Origin of the sequence: Segatella copri (assembly GCF_009494395.1) — a bacterium.
Classification (GTDB): domain Bacteria; phylum Bacteroidota; class Bacteroidia; order Bacteroidales; family Bacteroidaceae; genus Prevotella.
In genome coordinates this window covers 73905-95317 of sequence record NZ_VZCB01000101.1, presented here as the reverse complement: position 1 = coordinate 95317, position 21413 = coordinate 73905, and the positions used below count along the sequence as shown (strand labels likewise).

Genomic DNA, 21413 nt, shown 5'->3' with positions numbered 1-21413 from the left:
TTCACAAACCGGAACATTTTTAACATACTTTTATCTTGACAGTTAGTCTGTCTCAATATTAATCTAATGAATTACCTCAGGTGGTTTAAGAATGGGCTGAAGCTCCTAATCCAGGCTAGCCCTGGGCTAGGAACTTCAGCCCATTCAGGACGTGTGGGACTAGTCCCCCTCTCAAATACTTCTCTTATAATCTTCCGTCTTCTTCAGCTTCTCATAGAGACTCTGAGCTATTTTATAATCGGGATCGGAGCCTTCAAGCCACTCCGAAAAATGACAGTTGTGGTTCTTCTGGGTTTCCAACTTTCTGAACGACTCCACCACACACTTCTTTTCTGCATCAGGAAACATCAGGTTCATGCGGGCGGCAAAGGCTGCCTTGTCCTGATTATCACGCACCATGTGGAAAGTATATTTCATCAGGCACCAGACTATGTACCATCTCTGCTGAGACTTAATGTTGCCTTTTATCCAGAACTTCAACTTCTCCTCCAACTTCACGGAATCTACCCAGTTCGCAAAGAACGGATCACCATGACGCTCGTACTCATCAGCCCTCGCAATTTCTGCCTCCCACATTTTATGCTCACCCTGATACTTAAATAGCGTTTCAAAATCCTCGGGCAAAGCCTGCTCCCTGACTAGCGTACGGACGAGTTCTTCTTCCTCATCCTCCTCTCGCTCAAACCAATCAGAACAAAGCGTATAATTGTTGTATTTCCCTTCAATATCATTCATTACTTTCTGCAAGCTCAAAGTGGTAATATCTATTCTTCTCTCTCTCAGATGACGTTTCTTTACCTTTACCTCACGTTTCAGATGGTCAGGTAGCGTGCGTTCGTCGAAAATTCGCTTGATATAATGGTAAATAATAACAGCCTCACGGTGGGTGCGGAAAAGGCGGGTTCTGTATAAGGCTAGGAAATCAGCACAAATAGCGGTAACTGTGGAGATGGTTTCAGCCAAAGCCATCTTCAACCCAATAGAGACAAAGTTTCTGTAATGGGAATCAAACTTGGGAAAGTCGTCTCCGGCAGGAACTTTAAGCTTCTTGCATTGCTCGTAAATAGCCTTAGCACTGGGAATCTGACCATACTCCTCTTCCTTATCGAGCAAATAGTCTGAATGCTTCCGGGCGATGGTCTGAATTTCCTGGAGCACCTTCTCTAAAACATCAGTATAAATCCCCATGAATTCATCATCGTAGCTCTTGTAGATGGAAATGTAGACTTTCTTATGGAGCGTATGAATATATTTAAGAAAATCTGTCAACTGCTCGGCAAGATTCAGGTAAATATGATAATAACAGGTAAGACCTTTATGCTTTCCTGCATTCCATAGAAATTCATCCTTAGCATGCTGAATCTCCTTATACAAATGTTCTGCCTCTCTCTTAAACTGACCCACATCAGTAGTTGTTACTGGAGTGTATTTCTTGACTCCTGTTACTTCATCTTCCACAAAAAGATCTTCTTCTGATGAAATCTTCAGAAGAGAATTGTAGTTATTGTCAGTATTGGGTATTTCCTCTGTCTGCATATTACATTTCTAGGTTTGAATTGTTATTAATAAGCGGCGTGGGGTTCCCTGTAAGTACCAGTATTAAGGTACCTGCAAGAACCTTCAGTAAGGTACAAACAAGTACTGCCCACGCCGTAGAGGAGTGGACGCCTTTGCTGTCACCGTCTTCTTACTGAATTTGTGAATTTGCAGGTTCTTAATACTGTAGAAGTGCCAGATAATCAGCGTCTATCTTTTTATGATTACTTTCTATTTCTTTCTGTTTCTTATTTCTAATTTTAAAAGGTTTATGCTACATTTTCTTCATCATCCGCCCAGTGGTCGCATTGGCGCATCACGGTCTCCAGCGCCTTCTTTGCACCCTCAGGTGGATACTTGTATTTCTTGAGCAGTCGCTTCACCATCACTCGCATCTTTGCCCTTGCCGATTCCTTCCGGTTCCAGTCGATGGTGCGGTTGCGGTGCAACACCTCCGTCAGTTCCCTGGTCAGCGCCACGAACTCCTCGTCAGAGTAAGCCTGGCGCACTCCTTCCGGCGTGGAGAGTGCATCATAGAATGCCTTCTCCTCGGGCGAAAGTCCCAGATTGTTGCCCTCTTCCTCTGCCTGCTTCATCTGCTGAGCCATCTTCAACAGTTCCTCTATCACTTCCTCGTTGGTGAGCAAGCCTTTCAGATAGTTGGAGAGACTCTGGCTGAGCATGTCGGAGAAGAGGTCGCTCTGAACCACGTTGGTCTTCTTCTGCTGCTTGATTTTCTCTTTCATCAGTTTGGTGAGCAGTTCCACCGCCAGGTTGCGCTCCTTCATGTTCTTCACCTCCTGAATGAAGGCATCGTCGAAGAGCGAGAACTCTATCTGGCGGTCGCCGAAGAGATTGATTACTCCATCGGTCTTCACGCTCTGACGGAGCAGGTCGCAGATGCGCTCGTTGATTTCATGTCGGCTGATCTTGCCCTTCTGCGAGAGTTTAAGCATCATCACGCGCAGCGCATCCATGTAGCACACCTCCGCCTTCTGCTGCTCATTCAGAAGCGAACGGCAGAGCGTGGTGGCGTTGTGAAGCAGATTGCTGTGCTCCATGAAGTTCTTCTTGCGCTGAACCATGGCTGGAGAGCTCAGGAAGTTGGCTCCGCTCGTAATGGCGAGGGCACGCTTCGTATTGTCCTGCTCGAAGAAGCCGGAATAGTCGAAACCATGCAGCTGGTCTCGGCAGATTTCCATCTCTTCCTTCCATTTCACCAGGGCGGTCTTGGCGATGTCGGGGTCTCCGAAGCGGCGGCGGTCACGGTTGGTGTACTGCTGCATGGCACTCTTCAGCGCCTGCGCAATGCCTACGTAATCCACTATCAGTCCGCCTTCCTTGCCTGGGAACACACGGTTCACACGGGCTATTGCCTGCATCAGGTTATGACCGCTCATCGGCTTATATACGTACATGGTGGCGAGCGACGGAACATCGAAGCCCGTGAGCCACATGTCTCTTACGATGGCGATTTTCATCTCATCGTCGTTGTCCTTGAATTTTCTTGCCAGTTCCTTCTTGTAGGCTTCGTTGCCGATAATCGGCTGCCAGTCTTCGGGGTCCTGGTTCGAACCGCTCATCACCACCTTTACCTTCTCCGTCCACTGGGGGCGAAGCTCCAGCATCTTGCGGTAGATTTTGATGGCGATGCTTCGGGTCAGCGCCACGATCATTGCCTTGCCGGTAAGTTCCTGCGCACGGTTTTCCTCGTAGTGCTTGATGATGTCCTTTACCAGCGTGTCGATGGTGGCGTCTTCACCCAAGAGTACTTCCAGTCGGCTGTGCTCCTGCTTTGCCTGCCTGATCTGCTCCTCGGTGGCTCCCTCATCGGCTAGGTTGTCGAACTCATCGTTCAGCAGCTTCATCGTGTCTTCGTCGAGGTTCAGGTTCACCACACGGCTCTCGTAATAGACCGGACGGGTGGCTCCATCATCCACCGCCTGACTCATGTCGTAAACGTCGATGTAGTTACCGAACACTTCCTCCGTGTCTCTGTCGCGGTCGCTGATAGGCGTTCCGGTGAAACCGATAAATGAGGCACCTGGCAGGGCTTCTCTCATCTTCTGGCTGAATCCCTTCTTCATCGTCAGGCTTTTGTTGTCCCAGTGCTCCTCGCCGTATTGCGAGCGGTGCGCCTCATCGGTCATCACGATGATGTTGCGGCGGGTGGAGAGTGCCGAGTCGCCTTCTTCAAACTTCTGAATGGTGGTGAAGATGATTCCCCCACTCTTTCGGTTACGGAGCAGATTGCCCAGGTCTTCACGGCTCTGGGCGTTCTGTGGTTCCTGACGAAGGAAGTCCTGACAGCGGCAGAACTGACCGAAGAGCTGGTTGTCGAGGTCCTTGCGGTCGGTTACCACCACGATGGTTACTTCGGGCAGTCGCTGCACCAGCTGGTGGGCGTAGAACACCATGGAGAGGCTCTTGCCCGAACCCTGCGTGTGCCAGAACACGCCGATTTTTCCGTTGCCTTCCACTGCGGTACGGGTGCGCTGCAGGGCTTTGCCCACGGCGTAGTACTGGTGGTAGGCGGTAAGAATCTTGGCGTATTTGCCCTGGTTCTTGTCGAAGCAGATGAAGTTCTGCAGAATGTCGAGCAGACGCTGCTGCTGGAACATGCCGAGGAAGAAGGTGCGATAGTCGGCGAAGAGGGTTGACTCGTATGAGCCGTCTATGGTCTTCCATTCCATGTAGCGTTCTAGCTTGGCGGTGATGGTTCCGGCACGTGTCTCGCTCATGTCGCTGATTACGTTGAAGGCGTTGTAGCTGAAGAGGCTCGGAACGTCCTGCTGATAGTTCCTGATCTGCCTGTAGGCATCTTCGATGGATGCGTCTTCAGAGATGGCGCTTTTCAGCTCCACCACCACGAGGGGCAATCCGTTGACCATCACCACCATATCGCAGCGCTTGTTCTTATACTCTTCTACTCGCCACTGGTTCACCACCTTGAAGAGATTCCTTTCGGGGTGGTCGAAGTCGATGAGCTTCATCAGGGCTGTGCGTTCTTCGCCATTCTGCAGGAATCCCACCTCCAGACCGTTTTGCATCCAGAGTGTAAACTGCTCGTTGTTCTGTTCTAAAGTACCGATGCTGATGTTGGTGATTTGCTTGATTCCTTCATCCAATGCATCGGCTGGCAGTTCTGGATTAAGCCGTCGCATCGAGGCGACCAAATCGGCACGATAGAAAGGCTCCTTATAGTTGCGCTCCACCTCGTAGCCACATTCGTACGCATAGCCGAGTTCGTCGCGGAACAGGGCAATGAGCGTTTGCTCGTATGCGTCTTCGGTGAATTTCTTTTCGTCTGCCATATTGTTAATATTTTATATTTTCTTTCTTGTTATATTTTTTCGTAGTTCTTCTTATTCCGGGACTTCCAGCTCGCCTGACATGAGGCGAGGAAGGAGGGTGTCGCGGAGGAGGGAGAGGCGGGAATTCTCCTTGTCTATACGTAATTTCCTATCCATCATAGAATTTGCAATATTAGAGAATCGTATTAACCAATCCTTAGAATATGGGAATTTTTGTTGAGTAATGTCACCCATAACAATATAAGGAATAGATGACCCTCTTGTTCCTCCCATTTTTGTAGGTTCAAAGAACTGTTTCATCATGTGATAAAAGAATATCATAAGATTTTCTTTATCTTGTTCTCTAATTGTACAAGCGTATGTGCGCTGGTACAAATCAAATCCTCCATTATAGAACAAAGTTCTTCCTGTATAACTCCCATTTCCTGCTATAATAATGGCTTTACCATTAAATATTGCATCGTTAGAAGCTAATGGTTCTGGAGCACATGTAAAGAACGGATATAAGCCTTTTTCTATCGCTTGATTAGTATTTTTCTTGCCTGTAAAAACATTGCAAAAATCACCCAAGCTTCCAACTTTCCATCCTTCCGGAATCATTCCCAATTCACTATCCACGAACTTACCATCCTTGAAAGGCTCAAAGTCAACGAACCAATTCTTGAAAATAGCCTGCGCCATCTCCTCCAAATCAGCATTGATCTTGTTATTAAACTCTATCTTCCGGTCGAGAGAAGAAAGGATGGAAGCAATGCGGCGCTGGTCAGCAAGCGAAGGCATTTTCAAAACATAATCCTTTATTATTTGAGCATTCAGATTTTGTTGAGCTCCGCCGTTAGCTAATGAAGCCAAAGTTGTATAATCGTTTTTCAACGAATAATATACAAATTCGTAGTCTGCAACCTCATCATTTATCGTCAAATTACAACACGCTTGATTAGTTGTCATTGGAACTTTTACGATACATGATTTTCCTGCTGTTGCCCCATACATTGCAACCGTTACTGTGTTCGGAACAATCCATTTTGCAGATGAATTGTTTAAACCGGAATCTGTGATAGTCTTTTCTGTAGAATAAATTCTATTGAAATCTATCTCTTTTGTATTCAACCAAGGAATTTCTCCCCCATAGTATGAAAGATTCGTGCTCTTTGGAGTTCCACCGCTACATACTCTAGAACACACATCCCCTAATCTTACTTCTTTCCACTCCATCCTATTCCCTCCTCAGTTTCTTTTCTAAATATTTTTTTCGCCCATAATACTCCCTTTCGGCAAGACTCATCGGAAACATAGAGTTGCTTTCTATAGCCTCATACTCATCCTGCAAGTCTTGAAGATGATCTTGTTGCTGCTTCAGATAGAAGTATTCTTGATCTTTTTTCTGCTTGAAGTAGTATTTCTCTTGCTCTTTCTTCTGTTTATTGAAAATCACAACAGAAACAACTATTGCAAACACAGACGCCACTACCGCCAACAAAGAGAAAAGCCCGGAATATTCATTTAAAAACTCCATACTCTTAAACCTCCCATCCAATTTTCTTCAACTGCAATCTGATCTCTTCTTCCTGCTTCTTGCTTTCCTCAAACAGCTGCTTCAGCTCTCCGGTGAGATTCGTCATTTTCTCCTCGAAAGGCACTCCGTCGCCTTCGTCTTCGGCGATTCCTACGTATCTGCCAGGAGTCAGGATGAAGTCCTGAGCAGCAATCTGCTCAGTGGTGCATACGGCACAGAAGCCCTTCTCATCCTCCAGAGTTCCCTGCTGGAACGCATGGAAGGTGTCAGAGATTTTCTTAATATCCGTATCAGGCATCAGCTCACGAAGCTTGCGGGTAACCATCGTGCCCAGATTGCGGGCGTCGATAAACACGGTCTTGCCATTCTGCGCCTTGTTACGGCTGATAAACCAAAGACTTACAGGAATGCCTGTACTGTAGAACAGCTGCGAAGGCAAAGCCACGATTCCCTCTACCAGGTCGGCTTCGATGATGGCTTGGCGAATCTGTCCCTCGCCGCCACTCTGACTCGAAAGCGCACCATTCGCCAGCACCAAACCTATCTTTCCGTTAGGTGCCAGATGGTGAATCATGTGCTGCATCCACGCAAAGTTGGCGTTGCCAGCTGGTGGCAAACCATACTGCCAGCGCACGTCTTCCTGAAGCGCACTCTGTCCCCAGTCGCTGAGATTGAAAGGAGGATTGGCAAGAATGTAATCTGCCTTCAGCGTAGGGTGCTGGTCATCATAGAATGTGTCGGCAAAGACATTGCCCAGGTTCGCATCCAAGCCACGTATGGCAAGGTTCATGTGCGCCATCTTCCACGTATCAGGGTTTGCCTCCTGACCATAGATACTGATTTTGCGCAGGTTTCCCTTGTGGCGTTCGATAAACTTGGCACTCTGTACAAACATACCACCGCTTCCGCAGCAAGGGTCATAAACTCTGCCCTCGTAAGGCTCCAGAATCTCTACCAGCGTGCGGACAATGCAGGAAGGCGTATAGAACTCGCCACCATTCTTGCCCTCCAGGCTGGCAAACTGCTGCAGACAGTATTCGTAGGTTCTGCCCAGCAGGTCTTTCTCCTCGCCAGCATCGTGCATTTCTATGTTCGTAAAGAGATCTACCACATCGCCCAGACGGCGCTTGTCAAGCTCCGGACGGGCGAAATTCTTAGGCAGAATGCCCTTCAAACTTTCGTTTTCACGCTCAATTGCAGTAAGTGCTTCATCTATTACCACGCCTATTTCCGGTGTGTGGGCAGCAGCACTAATCTTGCTCCATCGGGCTTCAGCAGGCACGAAGAAGATGTTCTCGGCAGTGTATTCGTCCTTATCTTCCGGGTCGGCGTATTCGTCGCCCTGCAGCTCCTGGAACTTCTGTTCGAAGCGGTCGCTGATGTATTTCAGAAAAATGAGTCCGAGCACCACGCCCTCGTATTGCGAAGCACTGAGGTTACCTCTCAGAATATCGGCAGCCTTCCATATTTTCTCTTCAAAACCAATGCTGATGGTATCTTGTTTCTTAGCCATGATTGTTTATTTATTAATAAGCACAAGTCGCCAGTCTGCGTTGCTGAGAACGTAGGAACTGTCTGTGCTGGTTATTGTAAATATCTGATTTTCTATCTTGATTTCATCGTCCTTGATCGTGTAAGGATAACTTCCGCAGGGACTGATTTCGTATTCACCGTGCACTAATTTGCCTGCTTCATCGAAGTGGTAAACCATTTCCTTTTCGGTGAAATAAACGCTGTCTGTGGTGAATCGGCAATAGGTGGGAGCCTCCTTGATGTCTATTTTCAAGGCTCCAAGGCGACCTTCTGCCTTCAAAAGTTCCCATTCATGGGCTGTAAATGCAGTTTTATAATCGAAAAATGTGGATTTTTCGGTCTCTTCATCGCTTGAACAAGAGAAAAATGAAAACACGAAAAAGGCGACTACCATCGCATAAAAATACGATAATAGTCGCCCTCTGATAAGTGCAGCATGGCTTGAAGCTAATTCTGATTCTTCAGAATTACCCCCCCCCTAAAAGGCTGACAGTCAAGCTGTTATGTAATTTTATACCCATACTTATCTTACTTTTAAAGTCTTTAATTCATACGGAGCAATGTCATTTGCTCGATATTGAAGGCAAAGTTAATAAAACTTTTCGAAACCACCTAATTTTATCACGTTATTTAACGGGAAAGTGATGAGGAGAGCAGAAAAAGTGGCTTCGAGGGCAGTTTTTACTCCTTCTGAAGGCAAAAATAAGAAGGGTAAAAATGCAGTTATGGGGCAGAAATGCACATTTTCTACCCTCATTTCTGTAGGAAAAGTAAAAAGAATATACAGGAAGAGATGGGGAACGTGGACGAATTTCAGAATATCCTGAGAGAAAAAAATGCAGGATAAACAAGACAAGAATATATAAGAAAAACCATCTAATACGTTTATAATCAATGGTTTACTAGATGGTTATCAGTAAGAAAATACCTCTTAATCCTTTACCTTTTTGGGGTCATTAAGGGTCATGTCATTAAGGGTCATTAAGGTTTTCGGGAGAGAAAATGTCATCTATAGTAATAATATAAATATATATTTATATTTACTATAGCTCTTAATGACCGAAGCGGATTTTCTTAATGACCCTTAATGACACTGACCCTTAATGACACTTTTTGTTGCTCTGCTGGTATTTTCATCTGTCATTCAGCCTCTTCACAACATTGCTGCAAGAAACTTTGCATAAAATCTCAATAGAACTCTTTGTGTTACAGCCACTTATATTATTTCCTGCAAAGAAAGTGAGGGTAAAAGCTTGCAATCGGGGCAAAAATGTTGTACCTTTGCACCAGCAATCGAAGGAAACGCCTTAGGTGTCTGAAAACGGGCATCTCTTACGACCGAGGCTGGGGATAAATGATGACAGGCGCCGGTCATCAATGACGACCCCGAAAAGGACAAGAAACGGGGCTTCCAGGGAGTTGCAAAAATGAACCTTTTAACACAAACGACTATGATTAATTACAGCATCGTAATGCGTAGCGTGAACGCAAATCTTCTGGCTATCAACCAGGCAAAGTCACGCATCAACCAGGCAAAGAAGGAGGGCAAGGAGCCTGAGAAGGAAGACCTCGACCTCGTGAAGACCGAGAAGCAGAACGCCTTCGCCGTGTCACAGTACACCGACATCATGACCATCGAGAAGTTTGCCAAGCACATCACCTCCCACGGCAGCGTGTACTCCAGAGCCGACATCAGCGCCATCCTCTACATGGCAGTGGACTGCATGAGAGAGATGCTGCTCGAGGGCAAGAAGGTCCGTCTGGGCGACCTGGGTGACTTCTCCGTCCTGCTCACCTCGAAGGGTGCCGAGGATGCCGACAAGTTCACCGCGCAGAACATCACCGACGTGAAGGTGCAGTGGGAGCCTGGTCAGCAGTTCAAGACCCTGCGTGACGAAGCCGAGTTCAACCTCGTGGCAAGTCGAAGCGCTCAGGCAGCCGTTCTCAAGGCGATCAAGAGGGCAAGACCAGCGTAGACCTCAACGCCCCAACCACTCCGGAGGGAGGCGGTGACGGAACCAGCGGCGGCGGTTCTACTACCACCGGAGGCAGCGAGAATACCGGAGGTCAGGGCAGCGAGAGTTCCGGCGGAACGGGTAGCGAAGGCTCCGGCACCGACCAGGGCGGAGACGTAGGTCTCTAGACTGAGAGTCGAGCGGGTTCGGAAGGAAAATAAAGTATTAATTTTTTATATTAGGCAGGAAATTGTTTAACCTTTAAATTAGAAAGACTATGAAAAGAGACACATGGAAGATGGTGTTGCAGATAGCCATCAGCATCTTGACGGCAATCGCAACCACGCTCGGAGTGACTAGCTGTGTAGGCTAGAAGTTGAAAATGAAGAATGGCCGTTCTCCTCTACCCCATGAGGAGGCGGTCATTTTTCGTTTTCCGGTCATTAACGGTCACGGTCATTAAGGTCATTAAGGATTTCAGATTATCAAAATATCCCTCTATCTTATAAAATAAGGTTAAATCAAGTTTGTGCAGCGAACAAAATCCATCCATATAATCACTTTTCTGAATATTTTTTGTATTTTTGCAGATATATTGCGCTGATATGGGATTGAGCATAGCTTATCCTCCTAGATTATAGGCGCATAATGAATAATCATAAAATTAAGTAAATATGGACATGGCGAAATATATAGGTGAGACTACCGAATACGATAAGAAGCAGGAAGTGGAACGCCGTAAAGTGAAAAGTTGGCTGAAGAGCGTCAGCGCCTTTGCCAATGGCGGTGGCGGTTGCCTATTGTTTGGTATTGCCGATGACGATACTATCATAGGGTTGACCGATGCCAAGACTGATGCCGAATTTATCAGCCAGAAAATTAAGGAGCGCATTGATCCTATGCCGCAAATCGACTTGAAGATAGAGCGTGTAGAAGACAAGGAACTGCTCATTCTTCATGTGCATGGCGGTGAAGATACACATTATTATTATATTGGCGACAGCGTTCTTGAAACCTTTGTGCGCATTGGCAACGAATCGGTTGTGGCTGATAGTACCGAACATAAGCGTCTGGTACTAAGAGGTCGCAACTCTTCATTCGATGCACGCCCAAGCGATGAAATGTTTGAAGATTATGCATTTTCCAAACTTCGCAGCCGCTACTATGCCTGGAATGGGCTTAGTTTCGACAAAAAACATTACCGTTCGTTTGGCTTGGTTGACAATAAGGGAATACTTACCTATGCCGGTCTGTTGATGGCAGACGAATGTCCATTGCGCCAAAGCCGTGTGTTCTGCACAAGATGGAACGGCAAGACAAAAGCAGGAGGAAGCATCGATGCTCTCGACAGCGCAGAGATTACAGGCGGACTTGTAACTCTTCTTGAAGACACCATGTCCTTCATCCGTCGCAACAATCGTACCCTTTGGTATAAAGAACCGATGCAGCGCATCGAAATCCCTCAATATATGGAACGTTGTGTGATGGAAGTTGTAGTGAATGCATTGGCTCATCGCGACTATCTTATCCAGGGTAGCGAGGTTCATGTAGATATGTACGATGACCGTATGGTGATATATTCTCCAGGTTCCATGCCAGAAGGAAGACTTATTCAAACAATGAACTTAGAAGACATTCCTTCTGTCAGACGCAATCCTGTTATCGCAGATATCTTTGCTCAGTTGGGTTATATGGAGCGTAAAGGTTCGGGCATGGGCAAAATCATCAAACCGATTAAGGCTCTTCCTTACTTTGAAGAAAAGATGCTCCCAACCTTCTTCTCCGACCGTGCTCAGTTTACTGTCACATTCCCGAATATGATCTTAGCCTGGCAGGAATCTCATCCTGATATTGAGGTAAACTTAGTGGAAAACGAAGGTGATACTCAAGGTGATACTCAAGATGTCCCTCAAGATGTCCCTCAAGGTGTCCCTCAAGGCGATAATATAGATAAATGGATAGAGTATCAAGTAGCTGTTTATCCTAAAATAACAACAGAAGAATTGGCTTTACAAATAGGCGTAACATCTAAAACTATTAAGCGTCGTATCGCAAAAATGCCTCATATTGTATATGTAGGTAGCGGCTATAGCGGTCATTGGGAAGTAAGGAAAAAGGAATGAAACAAAAACTAATCCTGCATCCATCCAATTTGCTACATAAAGGTACAGACAATAATTTATAAGAATGAAGAAAATACTTTTCCTACACGGATTCTTCGCCACGGGCAGCTGTCCGATGGCGAAAGCCTTGAAAGAGGCGTTTGAGGGGACGGCGGTGGTGCTGACTCCCGACCTCCCTTTGCACCCCAAGGAGGCACTGAAGGAGATTCGCTCCATCATCGACCGGGAACAGACCGACTTGCTTCTGGGCAACAGCTGCGGCTCTTTCCTCGCTCAGATGCTGGCTCCGGTGGTGGGCATTCCTGCCCTGCTGGGCAATCCGTATTTCATGATGACGGAGTTTCTGAAGGAGCGCATCGGCGAGCATGAATACAAAGCGCCGAGAAGGGACGGTAATCAGCGGCTGGTGATTGACGAGGCGCTGATTGAGGAGTTTGCGGAACTGGAAGCCGTGCAGTTTGACCATTGCAACCCCTATTACAAGGATCGTGTGTGGGGACTTTTTGGTGAGAAGGACACCCTGGCTCACTTCTCCCCTCTCTTCCTGGAGCACTACAATCAAGCCTTCCGTTTCCCAGGCGGTCATACGCCTACTGAGCAGGAGGTGAAGACCTGGTACGCTCCCCTTGCCCAGAAAATGTTGATGGAGTTTTCGGCAAAGGAAGAAAGATATTTTCAGCACTTTAAAGGCGGCAAATACAAATTCATCCATTCTGCCTTCGACTCCGAGACTCAGGAGCGCATCGTGGTTTATCAGGCTCTTTATGGAGACCAAGCCTATTGGGTAAGACCGGAAGATATGTTCTTCGGGAAAGTAACAAGGGACGGCAGAACTTTTAATCGTTTCACGGAAATAGATAAATTCTAACAATAGGAAAATGAGCATGAAACAGATAGAAACACTCGTCTTTGATTATGGAGGTGTCATCGTGAACATTGATGATGCCTCTGTTGTAAAAGCCATGGAGAGCCTGGGCGTTACGGCGTTCAAGCGGCTAATCCATGTCCGCAAGATCAAGAGACTGATGCACCAATATATTAATGGTATGGTAGCGGAAGCTGAGACTTTGCAAGAGATGCTGAACCTTTGTCGCAAAGGAACCTCAACTGAGGATATAGAGAAAGTCCTGGAAGATCTGTGTGGCAATCTGCCCGTGGAAAGACTGGAGGCATTGGTCAAGCTTCGGAAGCTGTACAAGGTCTATCTGCTCAGCAACATCAACGACACGCTTTGGCAGAAATCAGTTAGTCAGATGAATCAGCTGGGATATTCCACAGACGAGCTGTTTGATGAAGTCTTCCTCTCATACGCCATGCGGAAAGAGAAGCCATCCGTCGAAATCTATGAAGAGATGACGCAGCAGACAGGATTGAATCCAGCCACCACCCTCTATTTCGATGACCGTGCCGAGAATGCCGAAGCAGGCAAGCGTTTTGGTTTCCAGAGTGTACTAGTAAAGTCCAATCATCTGGAAGAGCATCTGGAATGGCAAGAAATTATCAAAAATATAGTGTAAAAAGAATAGGTATGATGACTATTGATACAACAAACCTCTGCTCGCATCTTCAAAAGAAGTTGTTTGAACCTGAGGGAGTATATTATCCTATCTGGCAAGCCATGCAGAACGATGAGGAGTTGACAGCCGTGGTTCGCTCACGACAGCTTCATATTTATCGTAACGGCAAGAAGATTCTCATTCTCGCTGGCAAGGCTCAGCCGAAGATTATCAGAGAGGATAAACTGAACGAATTGATTAAGAAAATAATATAAATGATTAAGAAAGAAGAAGTTATATCTTTTGTATGGCAGCATATTCTGCTGCTCGTTTCGCTCTATGTAATGACTTTCGGAGTCGCAGCATGTGTGCGAAGTCAGTTAGGTTCAAGCGTTATTTCCACCATCCCTTACGTGATGGCTTCGGCAGGTAAGATGCTTGATTACATCCCAGGATGGACTATCGGCGGCTACACCATCATGATGAATGCGATCTTCGTGGTGCTGCAGATTCTGATTCTGAGAAGAAACTTCGAGTGGGTGCAACTTTTCCAGCTCGCTATCGGCTTTATCTTCGGAATGTTCATAGACCTCAATATGGTGCTTACACAGTGGATGGTTTCAGAAAATGTCCTGGTCAATGCCCTTGTGCAGATTGCCGGTTGCACCATCCTCGGTTTCGGAATTGCCATGGAGGTGAAGTGCGGCTCAGTAACCATGCCTGGCGAGGGCATTTCCATCGCCATTCACAAGGTTACCGGCTGGCCTTTCCCTAAAGCCAAGATTCGGGTGGACATCACGCTCGTGGTCTTGGCCGTCTTGTTCTGTTTTCTGCTTCTCGGTTCATGGAAATGGGAGATCGTGGGCATCGGAACGCTCTTCGCCATGGTCTATGTAGGTGTTACAGTTCGCCTATTCAACAAACATCTTGCATGGTTCGACCGCCTGCTCCACTATCGTCCAGGTTGCCGAAGATATGTTTACGGACTGGCACGATACATAAAAAGACAGATGTAACATCAAGATTATTTAAGTTCAACGGATAAAAAATAAATGAATATGAATTTTCCGGAAATATATTCAGCAACAGGCATGATGGAGCTGATTCAGCAGATCGGCTTCCTCCCTCTCCTTGATAGTGGCATTAAAGGCTTCTCTGCCGAAGACATCGTGGCAGAAGACTGTGGTTACGTAAGACTTCCTGAAGGCGGTTGGGACTGGCCGCTATGGAAATGGAAGGGCGAGATCGTGCAGGAAATGCCGTGTATGTACGGAAAGTTCTTCAACAAGAAAGCGGGATTCATCAGCCAGGAATGGTGGCCGGACTTCTGTAACTACAGAAGAAGCAAATACCCTCGTCCGGATGAAGAATCAATAGAAGGAGCCATTCTCAGTACGCTTCAATCTACCGGCAGTCTCATCACGAGAGAACTTCGGGCAGCCTGCGGTTTCACGGGTAAGGGAATGAGAAGCAAGTTTGACGGTTATCTCACCCGACTGGAAATGGCGACTTACATCGTGACCGAGGATTTCATCTATCCTCGTGACAAGCACAATCACGAATATGGCTGGGGATGGTCGCTGCTCAATACTCCCGAAGATTTCTATGACAGGGAGGCTTGCCAATGCAACCGCACTCCCCAGGAATCTTATCAAAGAATTTTCGAGCATCTGAAAGAAATCCTGCCTGATGCTTCAGATAAACAGATTATCAAATTAATAGGATAAAAATGACTTCACTTCAAGAAAGACTGTTCGCCATGCAGGATAAGCAGTATGCTGCTTTCCAAGCCAAACTGACACCGGGAGTGCCTGTCGAGAATTTCATAGGCATTCGTGTGCCCGTGCTCCGCAAGTTCGCAAAAGAATTTACAAAGGAGGCAGATTGCAAGGATTTCCTTCATCAGCTTCCTCACGAATACTACGACGAGAACATGCTTCACAGCCTCCTCATTTCCGAGGTAAAGGACTACGAAGAATGCATCCGTCTTACAGACACCTTCCTACCATTCGTGGACAACTGGGCAGTTTGCGACATCATGTCTCCGAAGGTATTTGCCAAACACAAGAAGGAACTGTTGGCGAAGATCAAGACATGGAGTAAATCGTCACACGTCTATACTTGTCGTTTTGGAATAGAGACACTTATGTCTCATTACCTGGATAAAGACTTCAAGGCAGAATATCTTGAAATTCCAGCATCAGTAAGGAGCGAAGAGTATTACGTAAAAATGATGATAGCCTGGTTCTTTGCCACGGCTCTTGCCAAACAATGGGACGCAACGATTCCCTACATCGAGCAAAACCGCCTTGCTCCCTGGACGCACAACAAGACCATCCAGAAGTCCATCGAGAGCTACAGAATCACGCCCGAGCAGAAAGAATATCTGCGGACATTGAAGATAAAATAAATGGAAAAATCAGAAATAGGCAAATAACCATGCATTGTCCATTCTATCATCCCGTACAAAAGTACCACAATCAGCAATATTTGTGGTACTTTTGTACTAAAATAGCTATAAAACTGTTGAAATGTATTAAAAAAAAGAGAATTTTAAAAGTTTCCCGTACAAAAGTACCACAATTAAAAATATTTGTGGTATTTTTGTACCAAAATTAGGAGAACAATTATGGAAACAAAGAATTCATTCATATCATCAGCAAGCGTGAAAGTACAAGGACGAACAGCTTACTACAAGATGCTGGAAGCCGTTCGCCAAGGTGAACTGATTCAGGTTTGCCGTGGCGTATATGCTAACATAGACCAATTGTCAGCATGTATGGTTGATATTGAGTCTATTGTCCCAAATGGTATTCTCTGCCTTTGGTCTGCCTGGAATATCCATCAGCTTACGACATCCATGCCGCAGGCTTATCATGTCGCCATCAAAAGGGATAGAAAAGTAAAAGTTCCTTCATTCCCAAAGATTGAGCTTCATCACTATACTTCCAACATTCTTGAAATCGGCGTGATGGAGAAAGTCATAGATGGATTTAAGATAAAGGTATATGATGTGGAACGATGCGTATGCGATGCAGTAAAGTTCCGCAACAAGGTGGGCATTGATGTCTGTTCTGAAATCATCGATAACTATCTTTCCAGACCAGAAAGAAATATCAGTAAACTAATGGATTATGCCAGGCAATTGCGTGTTGGCAATATCTTGGAAAATTATCTACAAGTGAAGCTATGAGTAAAGAACAAAATAAAAACTACGGGAAGTCAATACGTACAAAATTGCTGAACGTTGCAAGAAAGGAAAACGTCTTTAATCAGACTATCCTGACTCGGTATTTTCAAGAGAGACTTCTCTACAGAATATCGCAGACTCATTATAGAGGAAATTTTTATCTGAAGGGAGGTGCACTCATGTATGCATACGAAAAATTTGCGGCTCGTCCAACATTGGATATAGATTTCCTTGGCAATAATATCAGCAACGAAGGCTCTTCTATAATTGCAGCGTTCAGAGAAATATGTTCTGTACCATACGAGGAAGATGGCGTAATATTTGACACGGAGAACATTACTGCACAAAATATAACAGAGTTCAAAGACTATCATGGGATTAGGCTCAGCATTCCAGTCAAGATGGACACTATTGCCCAGGTTTTAACAATGGATATAGGTTTTGGTGACGTGGTAACACCTTCCCCAATAGTTCTTGATTATCCAGTATTGCTAGAACATCTGCCGAGTGCCAATATACTGGCCTACTCGCTTGAAACGGTTATTGCAGAAAAGATGCACGCAATTGTGGATCTTGCAGACCAAAGTAGTCGAATGAAGGATTATTATGATCTCTACAAAATCTTGCAGAATGAAAAGTATAATCCTGTAATATTACAGGAAGCTATCAAACATACATTTGAAAATCGCCACACACATTATAATGGGAACACGATGTTTTTCAGAAAAGAGTTTGGCAGCAATCAGCAAATGCAGGTCAGATGGACTGCTTTCATACATAAAATAACGTCCACTGACATCTTGCCTTTTACTGAAGTGATAGCGTTCTTACAGCAAAGACTTCTTCCGTTTTGGGAGAACATGAAAGATGAATAGCAGAAAATACAATATATATCAGTTTCCAGAATGTAAGGACATAGTTGTTTCTGGAGATATTCACGGTGACTTTAATCTCCTCGTGAACAAAATTTGTGTGCAATATCAAATGCGGAACACGTTAGTTATTGTAGCAGGCGATTGTGGATTTGGTTTTGACAAGAGAGGCTATTATGATAATATGGTGAAAAGAAACGCCAAACGTATGAATGATGCCAATAATTGGATTGTATTCATTAGAGGCAATCATGACAACCCAGCGTATTTTGATGGGAAAAGCTTTAAGCACAAACGTTTCATTGCCATTCCAGACTATTCTGTAATCAACGCTTGCAACCATTCGATTCTCTGTGTAGGAGGAGCCATATCAATTGACCGTACGTATAGGCTTGAAGCATGGAGTAAGGAACAGCAAAAGCGGCTACGTTTTGGTAACACGGAAGTCGTTGACGATTTTTCTCCATCATACTATTGGCAGAGCGAATCGCCGACTTATAATAAAGAAGCACTAATGTCGATTTTGTCTGAGCAGAAGGTTGACATTGTAATAACACATACGTCTCCATCCTTCTGCGAATTATTAAGCAAGGAAGGATTAGCCAAATGGATCTGCAACGACAAAATTCTGATATCAGACATACAGCAGGAACGTGAAGTTATGAATAGTCTGTATGAAACTCTGAAAGAACATCAGCAGCATGTCACTCATTGGTGTTACGGACATTTTCATCAAAGCTGGCATTCTTCTATTGATGGTACATTGTTCAAGATGCTGGATATTATGGAGTTTTATGAGTTGAAATAATTTTGGACTCAAAAGAGAGCTACAGAATCACGCCCGAGCAGAAGGAATATCTGCGGACATTGAAGATAAAATAATTATGACACAAGATACTTCTACATATTACGTTTGGATAGGTGGCTCATGTGATTATGGCCATAAAGAGCGAGCTGGTGGTGCTGCCGTTGTGATTGAGCATAACGGCAACATCATCAGCCGTGATGTAATCAGCGACCTACACACCACGGAGTTCCGCATGATGCTAACCCTCATGGTGAAGGTAATGCAGGAAATACCGGGAGGTTCCGACATTCTCTTTCTGACCAATGCCGCCTATATTCAGAACTTTGACAAGACTCCAACGGCTAAATCAGCCAATCCAGACTTGATCATTCAATGCATCGAGGAAAAGAAAAGGCACAACTCAGTCGGGGTCAAGATTGTGCAATACCACAAAAGCCCATTGCTGATAGAAACCCACGATAGGGCTACGGAAGCAATGGCTAAGACAAGAAAGGAGTTTCATCAGAAAAACAAATGAATGTTTAGGGGGCGTTTTCCGGTCATTAAGGTCACGGTCATTAAGGTCATTAAGGATTTCCGGTTATTCAAGAAGTTCCTCAACCTGAGAAATAAGGTTAAAGGGGCATCGCCATAATCAAAAAAGATGTTGCTGATGCAAGATTTCATGTATTTTGCGTTTATAAGTATAGATTATCAAACATAAAATAAAAATGAAAAAGAATTTATTGTTACTCTTTTTAATGGTTCTTCCATTTTTTGTATCATCCTGCAGCGATGAAGATGGCGACTGGGACCCGATGAAATGGAAAACTGAAGTCAAGAAATCAAGTGACGACTATTTTCATGTGCCGCCACAAGGAGGAACTTACGTGTTCTATTGCACAAACTATAGTTCTTTTTGGGTGGTGTCGGCTACAGAAAAAGTAGCTAGAGGTGAAGAAAAGAGATTTTCTCCTAACTATGATGACAACAAGGACGCATCCATTACCACAGATTGGCTGACAGCTAAAAGTGAAGGAAATATATTGACTGTTACCATTCAGCCTACAACACTGGATGCTAACCGTTTCATGAAAGTAGAAGTGGAAGCAGGTGACGTCTTCGATGAATTCAACTTCAAACAAAGGGGGTTGAAGGTTGGATTATAAAAAGATGACATTTGTATTCCAAATCAATATAGCCTCTTTACAAGCAAGAATAGGCAAAACCGACTGACTTTAGTGGTCAGTCGGTTTTTCTATTTTTAGAAGTCACATGTATCGGGGTCTGAACCTATTCTGTCAGCCTTCAGAGATGCGATTTCAAACATTTCCTGCTGAGAGAGTTCAAAATCGAATACATCGATATTTTCCTTGATTCGGCTTGGAGAAATCGACTTTGCCAGTGGCAGCACGCCTGTCTGCATCACCCAACGGATAACTACCTGAGCTACGCTCTTGCCATGGTTGGCAGCAATTGACTTCAAGAGAGGATTATCCAAGACATTACCTCTTCCCAATGGGCTCCATGCTTCCACAAGAATATTGTTCTTCTTGCAGAACTCAACACACTCCTTCTGGGTGAATCCTGGATGATACTCTATCTGGTCAACCATTGGACAGATGTTTGCCTTCGCCATTACTGGCTCTGCATGATTCTGCATGAAGTTGGAAAGACCGATGCTGCGAATCAAGCCCTCTTCATGCAGACGCTCCATCGCTTTCCAAGTATCTACATTCAGCTGATTTGCATCCTTGCCAAACTGCAACTCGTTGGCTGGCCAATGGATGAGGTAGAGGTCGAGATAATCGAGACCTAAATCGCTCAAAGTCTTGTCAAACGCCTTCAAGGTCTTGTCGTAGCCACGCTCTGTGTTCCAAACCTTGCTGGTAACAAAGAGATTCTCACGCTTGATTCCACTTTCCTTGATTCCCTCGCCCACGCTCTTCTCATTTTTATAGATAGCAGCGGTGTCGATGTGGGTGTAGCCTGCAGCGATGGCAGCTGTCACAGCTTCAACGCAGGTTGCTCCATCAGGAGTAAGAAACGTTCCGAAACCCGGTGTAGGAATCTTCACTCCATTATTCAATAATATTTCCTTTTCCATAATTTAACTAATCTTTTAAATTTCAACTATTCTTTTGACGGTGCAAAGTTACTGACTTTTTCCGCATAGCAGAGTTCTGTAATGGCTGCACAAAGTTGTCATTTTGTGCGCAATCTTTCGTTCTAATATAGGCATAATCTCCATTTATCTGCGTATGTGCAAACATTCACTATAATAACGCAAATATAATAGATATTATTGTTCGAGATTAGCCGTAATTTTGCACCCACAAATAAAAAATAGAATAAAAACAAATAAAAAGAAGAGAGAAAATGTCAGAAACTTTATCCGTATTTCAATGGTCAATCCTGGCACTGGCTGCATTGTGCATAGGAATGTCAAAAACCGGTGTTCAGGGAATAATGCTCCTCATCGTGCCCTATATGGCAATGGCTTTCGGAGCCAAGGAATCAACTGGTGTAATTCTGCCAATGCTCTGCATGGCCGACATCATGGCTGTGGCTTACTACAAGCGCATAGCCGATTGGAAGACTGTGGCAAACCGACCAGACCGGCGGCGAGGGTCAAGGCTCTGAATCAGGCTCAGACGGCAATATGGGTTAGCCCCCCAGCGGCTAGGGTGCTAGCCCCTAGCCGCACCCATTAGGCGCAAGAGGAAACGCAAAACCGCTAGGCGCAAGAGGAAACGCAAAACCGCTAGGCGTTCTGGCGGATTTGCAATCCGCCTCAAGCGAGAATGCAGCATCACGAGCTTGGAGATATGAAAAGCCTACGGCTGGGGATTACAAATCCCCGATAAAGAGGTCGAGCCTTTTTTGTCTGCGGATTGCAAATCCGCAGGAACACCTAGCGGACTTGCGTTACTTATTACGCCTAGCGGACTTGCGTTACTTATTACGCCTAGCGGACTTGCGTTACTTATTACGCCTAGCGGACTCGCACCCCACAAAGTAAACATTAAACACATAAGCAGACTCAGCCATAAATAAATCGACCGCTCACCTCAATACGAGGAGAGCGGTC

Annotated in this window: 22 protein-coding genes and 1 pseudogene; 16 read left to right on the top strand and 7 right to left on the bottom strand. The window is 45.3% G+C overall.

Features of this window, described 5'->3' with window-relative positions:
• Nucleotides 1-171: 171 nt before the first annotated feature.
• The 6 genes from F7D73_RS15115 to F7D73_RS15090 all read right to left on the bottom strand — a co-directional run bounded on the left by F7D73_RS15115 (nucleotide 172) and on the right by F7D73_RS15090 (nucleotide 8179).
• The gene (locus F7D73_RS15115; protein ID WP_153126039.1) at nucleotides 172-1536 is read right to left on the bottom strand and encodes a hypothetical protein; all 1365 of its coding nucleotides are present in this window, start codon (nucleotides 1534-1536) and stop codon (nucleotides 172-174) included.
• 269 nt (nucleotides 1537-1805) lie between these two features.
• Nucleotides 1806-4850 carry a type I restriction endonuclease subunit R gene (locus F7D73_RS15110; RefSeq protein WP_153126037.1) on the bottom strand — a complete coding sequence of 1015 codons (3045 nt, stop codon included), beginning with the start codon at nucleotides 4848-4850 and terminating at the stop codon, nucleotides 1806-1808.
• Between the two features lie 51 nt (nucleotides 4851-4901).
• Entirely contained in the window at nucleotides 4902-6065 is a 1164-nt protein-coding gene (locus tag F7D73_RS16110) for a restriction endonuclease subunit S (RefSeq protein WP_194256939.1), read from the bottom strand.
• 1 nt (nucleotide 6066) lies between these two features.
• Nucleotides 6067-6366: a hypothetical protein gene (locus tag F7D73_RS15100; protein ID WP_153126035.1), complete on the bottom strand. Its 300-nt coding sequence runs from the start codon at nucleotides 6364-6366 to the stop codon at nucleotides 6067-6069.
• A 4-nt stretch (nucleotides 6367-6370) separates the two neighbouring features.
• Nucleotides 6371-7879 (bottom strand): type I restriction-modification system subunit M, encoded by a 1509-nt coding sequence (locus tag F7D73_RS15095; protein ID WP_153126034.1) that lies wholly within the window; start codon nucleotides 7877-7879, stop codon nucleotides 6371-6373.
• 6 nt (nucleotides 7880-7885) lie between these two features.
• On the bottom strand, nucleotides 7886-8179 hold the full coding sequence (locus tag F7D73_RS15090) for a hypothetical protein (RefSeq protein WP_153126033.1): 294 nt from the start codon (nucleotides 8177-8179) through the stop codon (nucleotides 7886-7888).
• Between the two features lie 364 nt (nucleotides 8180-8543).
• On the opposite strand from F7D73_RS15090, the gene F7D73_RS15085 reads away from it, so the two are divergent.
• From F7D73_RS15085 to F7D73_RS15015, 15 genes and pseudogenes are all read left to right on the top strand, one after another.
• Nucleotides 8544-8726 carry a hypothetical protein gene (locus tag F7D73_RS15085; RefSeq protein ID WP_153126031.1) on the top strand — a complete coding sequence of 61 codons (183 nt, stop codon included), beginning with the start codon at nucleotides 8544-8546 and terminating at the stop codon, nucleotides 8724-8726.
• Nucleotides 8727-9350: 624 nt separating this feature from the next.
• Nucleotides 9351-9910: pseudogene (locus tag F7D73_RS16280) on the top strand (HU family DNA-binding protein); the annotation flags it as partial.
• Nucleotides 9911-10131: 221 nt separating this feature from the next.
• On the top strand, nucleotides 10132-10227 hold the full coding sequence (locus F7D73_RS15075; RefSeq protein WP_153126028.1) for a smalltalk protein: 96 nt from the start codon (nucleotides 10132-10134) through the stop codon (nucleotides 10225-10227).
• A gap of 307 nt (nucleotides 10228-10534) precedes the next feature.
• Nucleotides 10535-11977, top strand: a complete 1443-nt coding sequence (locus F7D73_RS15070) for an ATP-binding protein (RefSeq protein WP_228117766.1) — start codon at nucleotides 10535-10537, stop codon at nucleotides 11975-11977.
• 64 nt (nucleotides 11978-12041) lie between these two features.
• Nucleotides 12042-12845, top strand: coding sequence for a YqiA/YcfP family alpha/beta fold hydrolase (locus F7D73_RS15065; RefSeq protein ID WP_153126024.1), 804 nt, complete (start codon nucleotides 12042-12044; stop codon nucleotides 12843-12845).
• A 16-nt stretch (nucleotides 12846-12861) separates the two neighbouring features.
• Nucleotides 12862-13494, top strand: a complete 633-nt coding sequence (locus F7D73_RS15060) for an HAD-IA family hydrolase (protein WP_194256938.1) — start codon at nucleotides 12862-12864, stop codon at nucleotides 13492-13494.
• A gap of 14 nt (nucleotides 13495-13508) precedes the next feature.
• On the top strand, nucleotides 13509-13748 hold the full coding sequence (locus F7D73_RS15055) for a hypothetical protein (protein WP_153126210.1): 240 nt from the start codon (nucleotides 13509-13511) through the stop codon (nucleotides 13746-13748).
• Nucleotides 13749-14489, top strand: a complete 741-nt coding sequence (locus tag F7D73_RS15050) for a YczE/YyaS/YitT family protein (RefSeq protein WP_153126020.1) — start codon at nucleotides 13749-13751, stop codon at nucleotides 14487-14489.
• Between the two features lie 42 nt (nucleotides 14490-14531).
• Nucleotides 14532-15200: an AlkZ-related protein gene (locus F7D73_RS15045; RefSeq protein ID WP_153126208.1), complete on the top strand. Its 669-nt coding sequence runs from the start codon at nucleotides 14532-14534 to the stop codon at nucleotides 15198-15200.
• A 2-nt stretch (nucleotides 15201-15202) separates the two neighbouring features.
• On the top strand, nucleotides 15203-15883 hold the full coding sequence (locus tag F7D73_RS15040) for a DNA alkylation repair protein (RefSeq protein ID WP_153126018.1): 681 nt from the start codon (nucleotides 15203-15205) through the stop codon (nucleotides 15881-15883).
• 219 nt (nucleotides 15884-16102) lie between these two features.
• Nucleotides 16103-16666: a type IV toxin-antitoxin system AbiEi family antitoxin domain-containing protein gene (locus F7D73_RS15035; RefSeq protein ID WP_153126015.1), complete on the top strand. Its 564-nt coding sequence runs from the start codon at nucleotides 16103-16105 to the stop codon at nucleotides 16664-16666.
• Complete coding sequence (locus tag F7D73_RS15030) at nucleotides 16663-17538, top strand: nucleotidyl transferase AbiEii/AbiGii toxin family protein (protein ID WP_153126013.1); 876 nt, start codon at nucleotides 16663-16665, stop codon at nucleotides 17536-17538. Before F7D73_RS15035 ends, F7D73_RS15030 begins: the two co-directional genes overlap by 4 nt.
• A complete protein-coding gene (locus F7D73_RS15025; protein ID WP_153126012.1) occupies nucleotides 17531-18343 on the top strand; it encodes a metallophosphoesterase in 813 nt (270 codons plus the stop codon). The genes F7D73_RS15030 and F7D73_RS15025 overlap by 8 nt, the downstream gene beginning before the upstream one ends.
• A 76-nt stretch (nucleotides 18344-18419) precedes the next feature.
• The gene (locus tag F7D73_RS15020; protein ID WP_153126010.1) at nucleotides 18420-18860 is read left to right on the top strand and encodes a ribonuclease H; all 441 of its coding nucleotides are present in this window, start codon (nucleotides 18420-18422) and stop codon (nucleotides 18858-18860) included.
• Nucleotides 18861-19053: 193 nt separating this feature from the next.
• A complete protein-coding gene (locus tag F7D73_RS15015) occupies nucleotides 19054-19491 on the top strand; it encodes a hypothetical protein (RefSeq protein WP_153126008.1) in 438 nt (145 codons plus the stop codon).
• A gap of 95 nt (nucleotides 19492-19586) precedes the next feature.
• Here F7D73_RS15015 and F7D73_RS15010 read toward each other — a convergent pair whose 3' ends face one another.
• Nucleotides 19587-20429 (bottom strand): aldo/keto reductase, encoded by an 843-nt coding sequence (locus F7D73_RS15010; RefSeq protein ID WP_153126006.1) that lies wholly within the window; start codon nucleotides 20427-20429, stop codon nucleotides 19587-19589.
• Between the two features lie 272 nt (nucleotides 20430-20701).
• On the opposite strand from F7D73_RS15010, the gene F7D73_RS15005 reads away from it, so the two are divergent.
• Nucleotides 20702-20965 carry a hypothetical protein gene (locus F7D73_RS15005; protein ID WP_194256937.1) on the top strand — a complete coding sequence of 88 codons (264 nt, stop codon included), beginning with the start codon at nucleotides 20702-20704 and terminating at the stop codon, nucleotides 20963-20965.
• Nucleotides 20966-21413 lie beyond the last annotated feature (448 nt).

Coding starts and splice junctions, on each gene's coding strand:
- F7D73_RS15115 (WP_153126039.1), bottom strand. CDS start 1,536: ATGCAGACAGAGGAAATACCCAATACTGACAATAACTACAATTCTCTT.
- F7D73_RS15110 (WP_153126037.1), bottom strand. CDS start 4,850: ATGGCAGACGAAAAGAAATTCACCGAAGACGCATACGAGCAAACGCTC.
- F7D73_RS16110 (WP_194256939.1), bottom strand. CDS start 6,065: ATGGAGTGGAAAGAAGTAAGATTAGGGGATGTGTGTTCTAGAGTATGT.
- F7D73_RS15100 (WP_153126035.1), bottom strand. CDS start 6,366: ATGGAGTTTTTAAATGAATATTCCGGGCTTTTCTCTTTGTTGGCGGTA.
- F7D73_RS15095 (WP_153126034.1), bottom strand. CDS start 7,879: ATGGCTAAGAAACAAGATACCATCAGCATTGGTTTTGAAGAGAAAATA.
- F7D73_RS15085 (WP_153126031.1), top strand. CDS start 8,544: ATGAGGAGAGCAGAAAAAGTGGCTTCGAGGGCAGTTTTTACTCCTTCT.
- F7D73_RS15075 (WP_153126028.1), top strand. CDS start 10,132: ATGAAAAGAGACACATGGAAGATGGTGTTGCAGATAGCCATCAGCATC.
- F7D73_RS15070 (WP_228117766.1), top strand. CDS start 10,535: ATGGCGAAATATATAGGTGAGACTACCGAATACGATAAGAAGCAGGAA.
- F7D73_RS15065 (WP_153126024.1), top strand. CDS start 12,042: ATGAAGAAAATACTTTTCCTACACGGATTCTTCGCCACGGGCAGCTGT.
- F7D73_RS15060 (WP_194256938.1), top strand. CDS start 12,862: ATGAAACAGATAGAAACACTCGTCTTTGATTATGGAGGTGTCATCGTG.
- F7D73_RS15055 (WP_153126210.1), top strand. CDS start 13,509: ATGACTATTGATACAACAAACCTCTGCTCGCATCTTCAAAAGAAGTTG.
- F7D73_RS15050 (WP_153126020.1), top strand. CDS start 13,749: ATGATTAAGAAAGAAGAAGTTATATCTTTTGTATGGCAGCATATTCTG.
- F7D73_RS15045 (WP_153126208.1), top strand. CDS start 14,532: ATGAATTTTCCGGAAATATATTCAGCAACAGGCATGATGGAGCTGATT.
- F7D73_RS15040 (WP_153126018.1), top strand. CDS start 15,203: ATGACTTCACTTCAAGAAAGACTGTTCGCCATGCAGGATAAGCAGTAT.
- F7D73_RS15035 (WP_153126015.1), top strand. CDS start 16,103: ATGGAAACAAAGAATTCATTCATATCATCAGCAAGCGTGAAAGTACAA.
- F7D73_RS15030 (WP_153126013.1), top strand. CDS start 16,663: ATGAGTAAAGAACAAAATAAAAACTACGGGAAGTCAATACGTACAAAA.
- F7D73_RS15025 (WP_153126012.1), top strand. CDS start 17,531: ATGAATAGCAGAAAATACAATATATATCAGTTTCCAGAATGTAAGGAC.
- F7D73_RS15020 (WP_153126010.1), top strand. CDS start 18,420: ATGACACAAGATACTTCTACATATTACGTTTGGATAGGTGGCTCATGT.
- F7D73_RS15015 (WP_153126008.1), top strand. CDS start 19,054: ATGAAAAAGAATTTATTGTTACTCTTTTTAATGGTTCTTCCATTTTTT.
- F7D73_RS15010 (WP_153126006.1), bottom strand. CDS start 20,429: ATGGAAAAGGAAATATTATTGAATAATGGAGTGAAGATTCCTACACCG.
- F7D73_RS15005 (WP_194256937.1), top strand. CDS start 20,702: ATGTCAGAAACTTTATCCGTATTTCAATGGTCAATCCTGGCACTGGCT.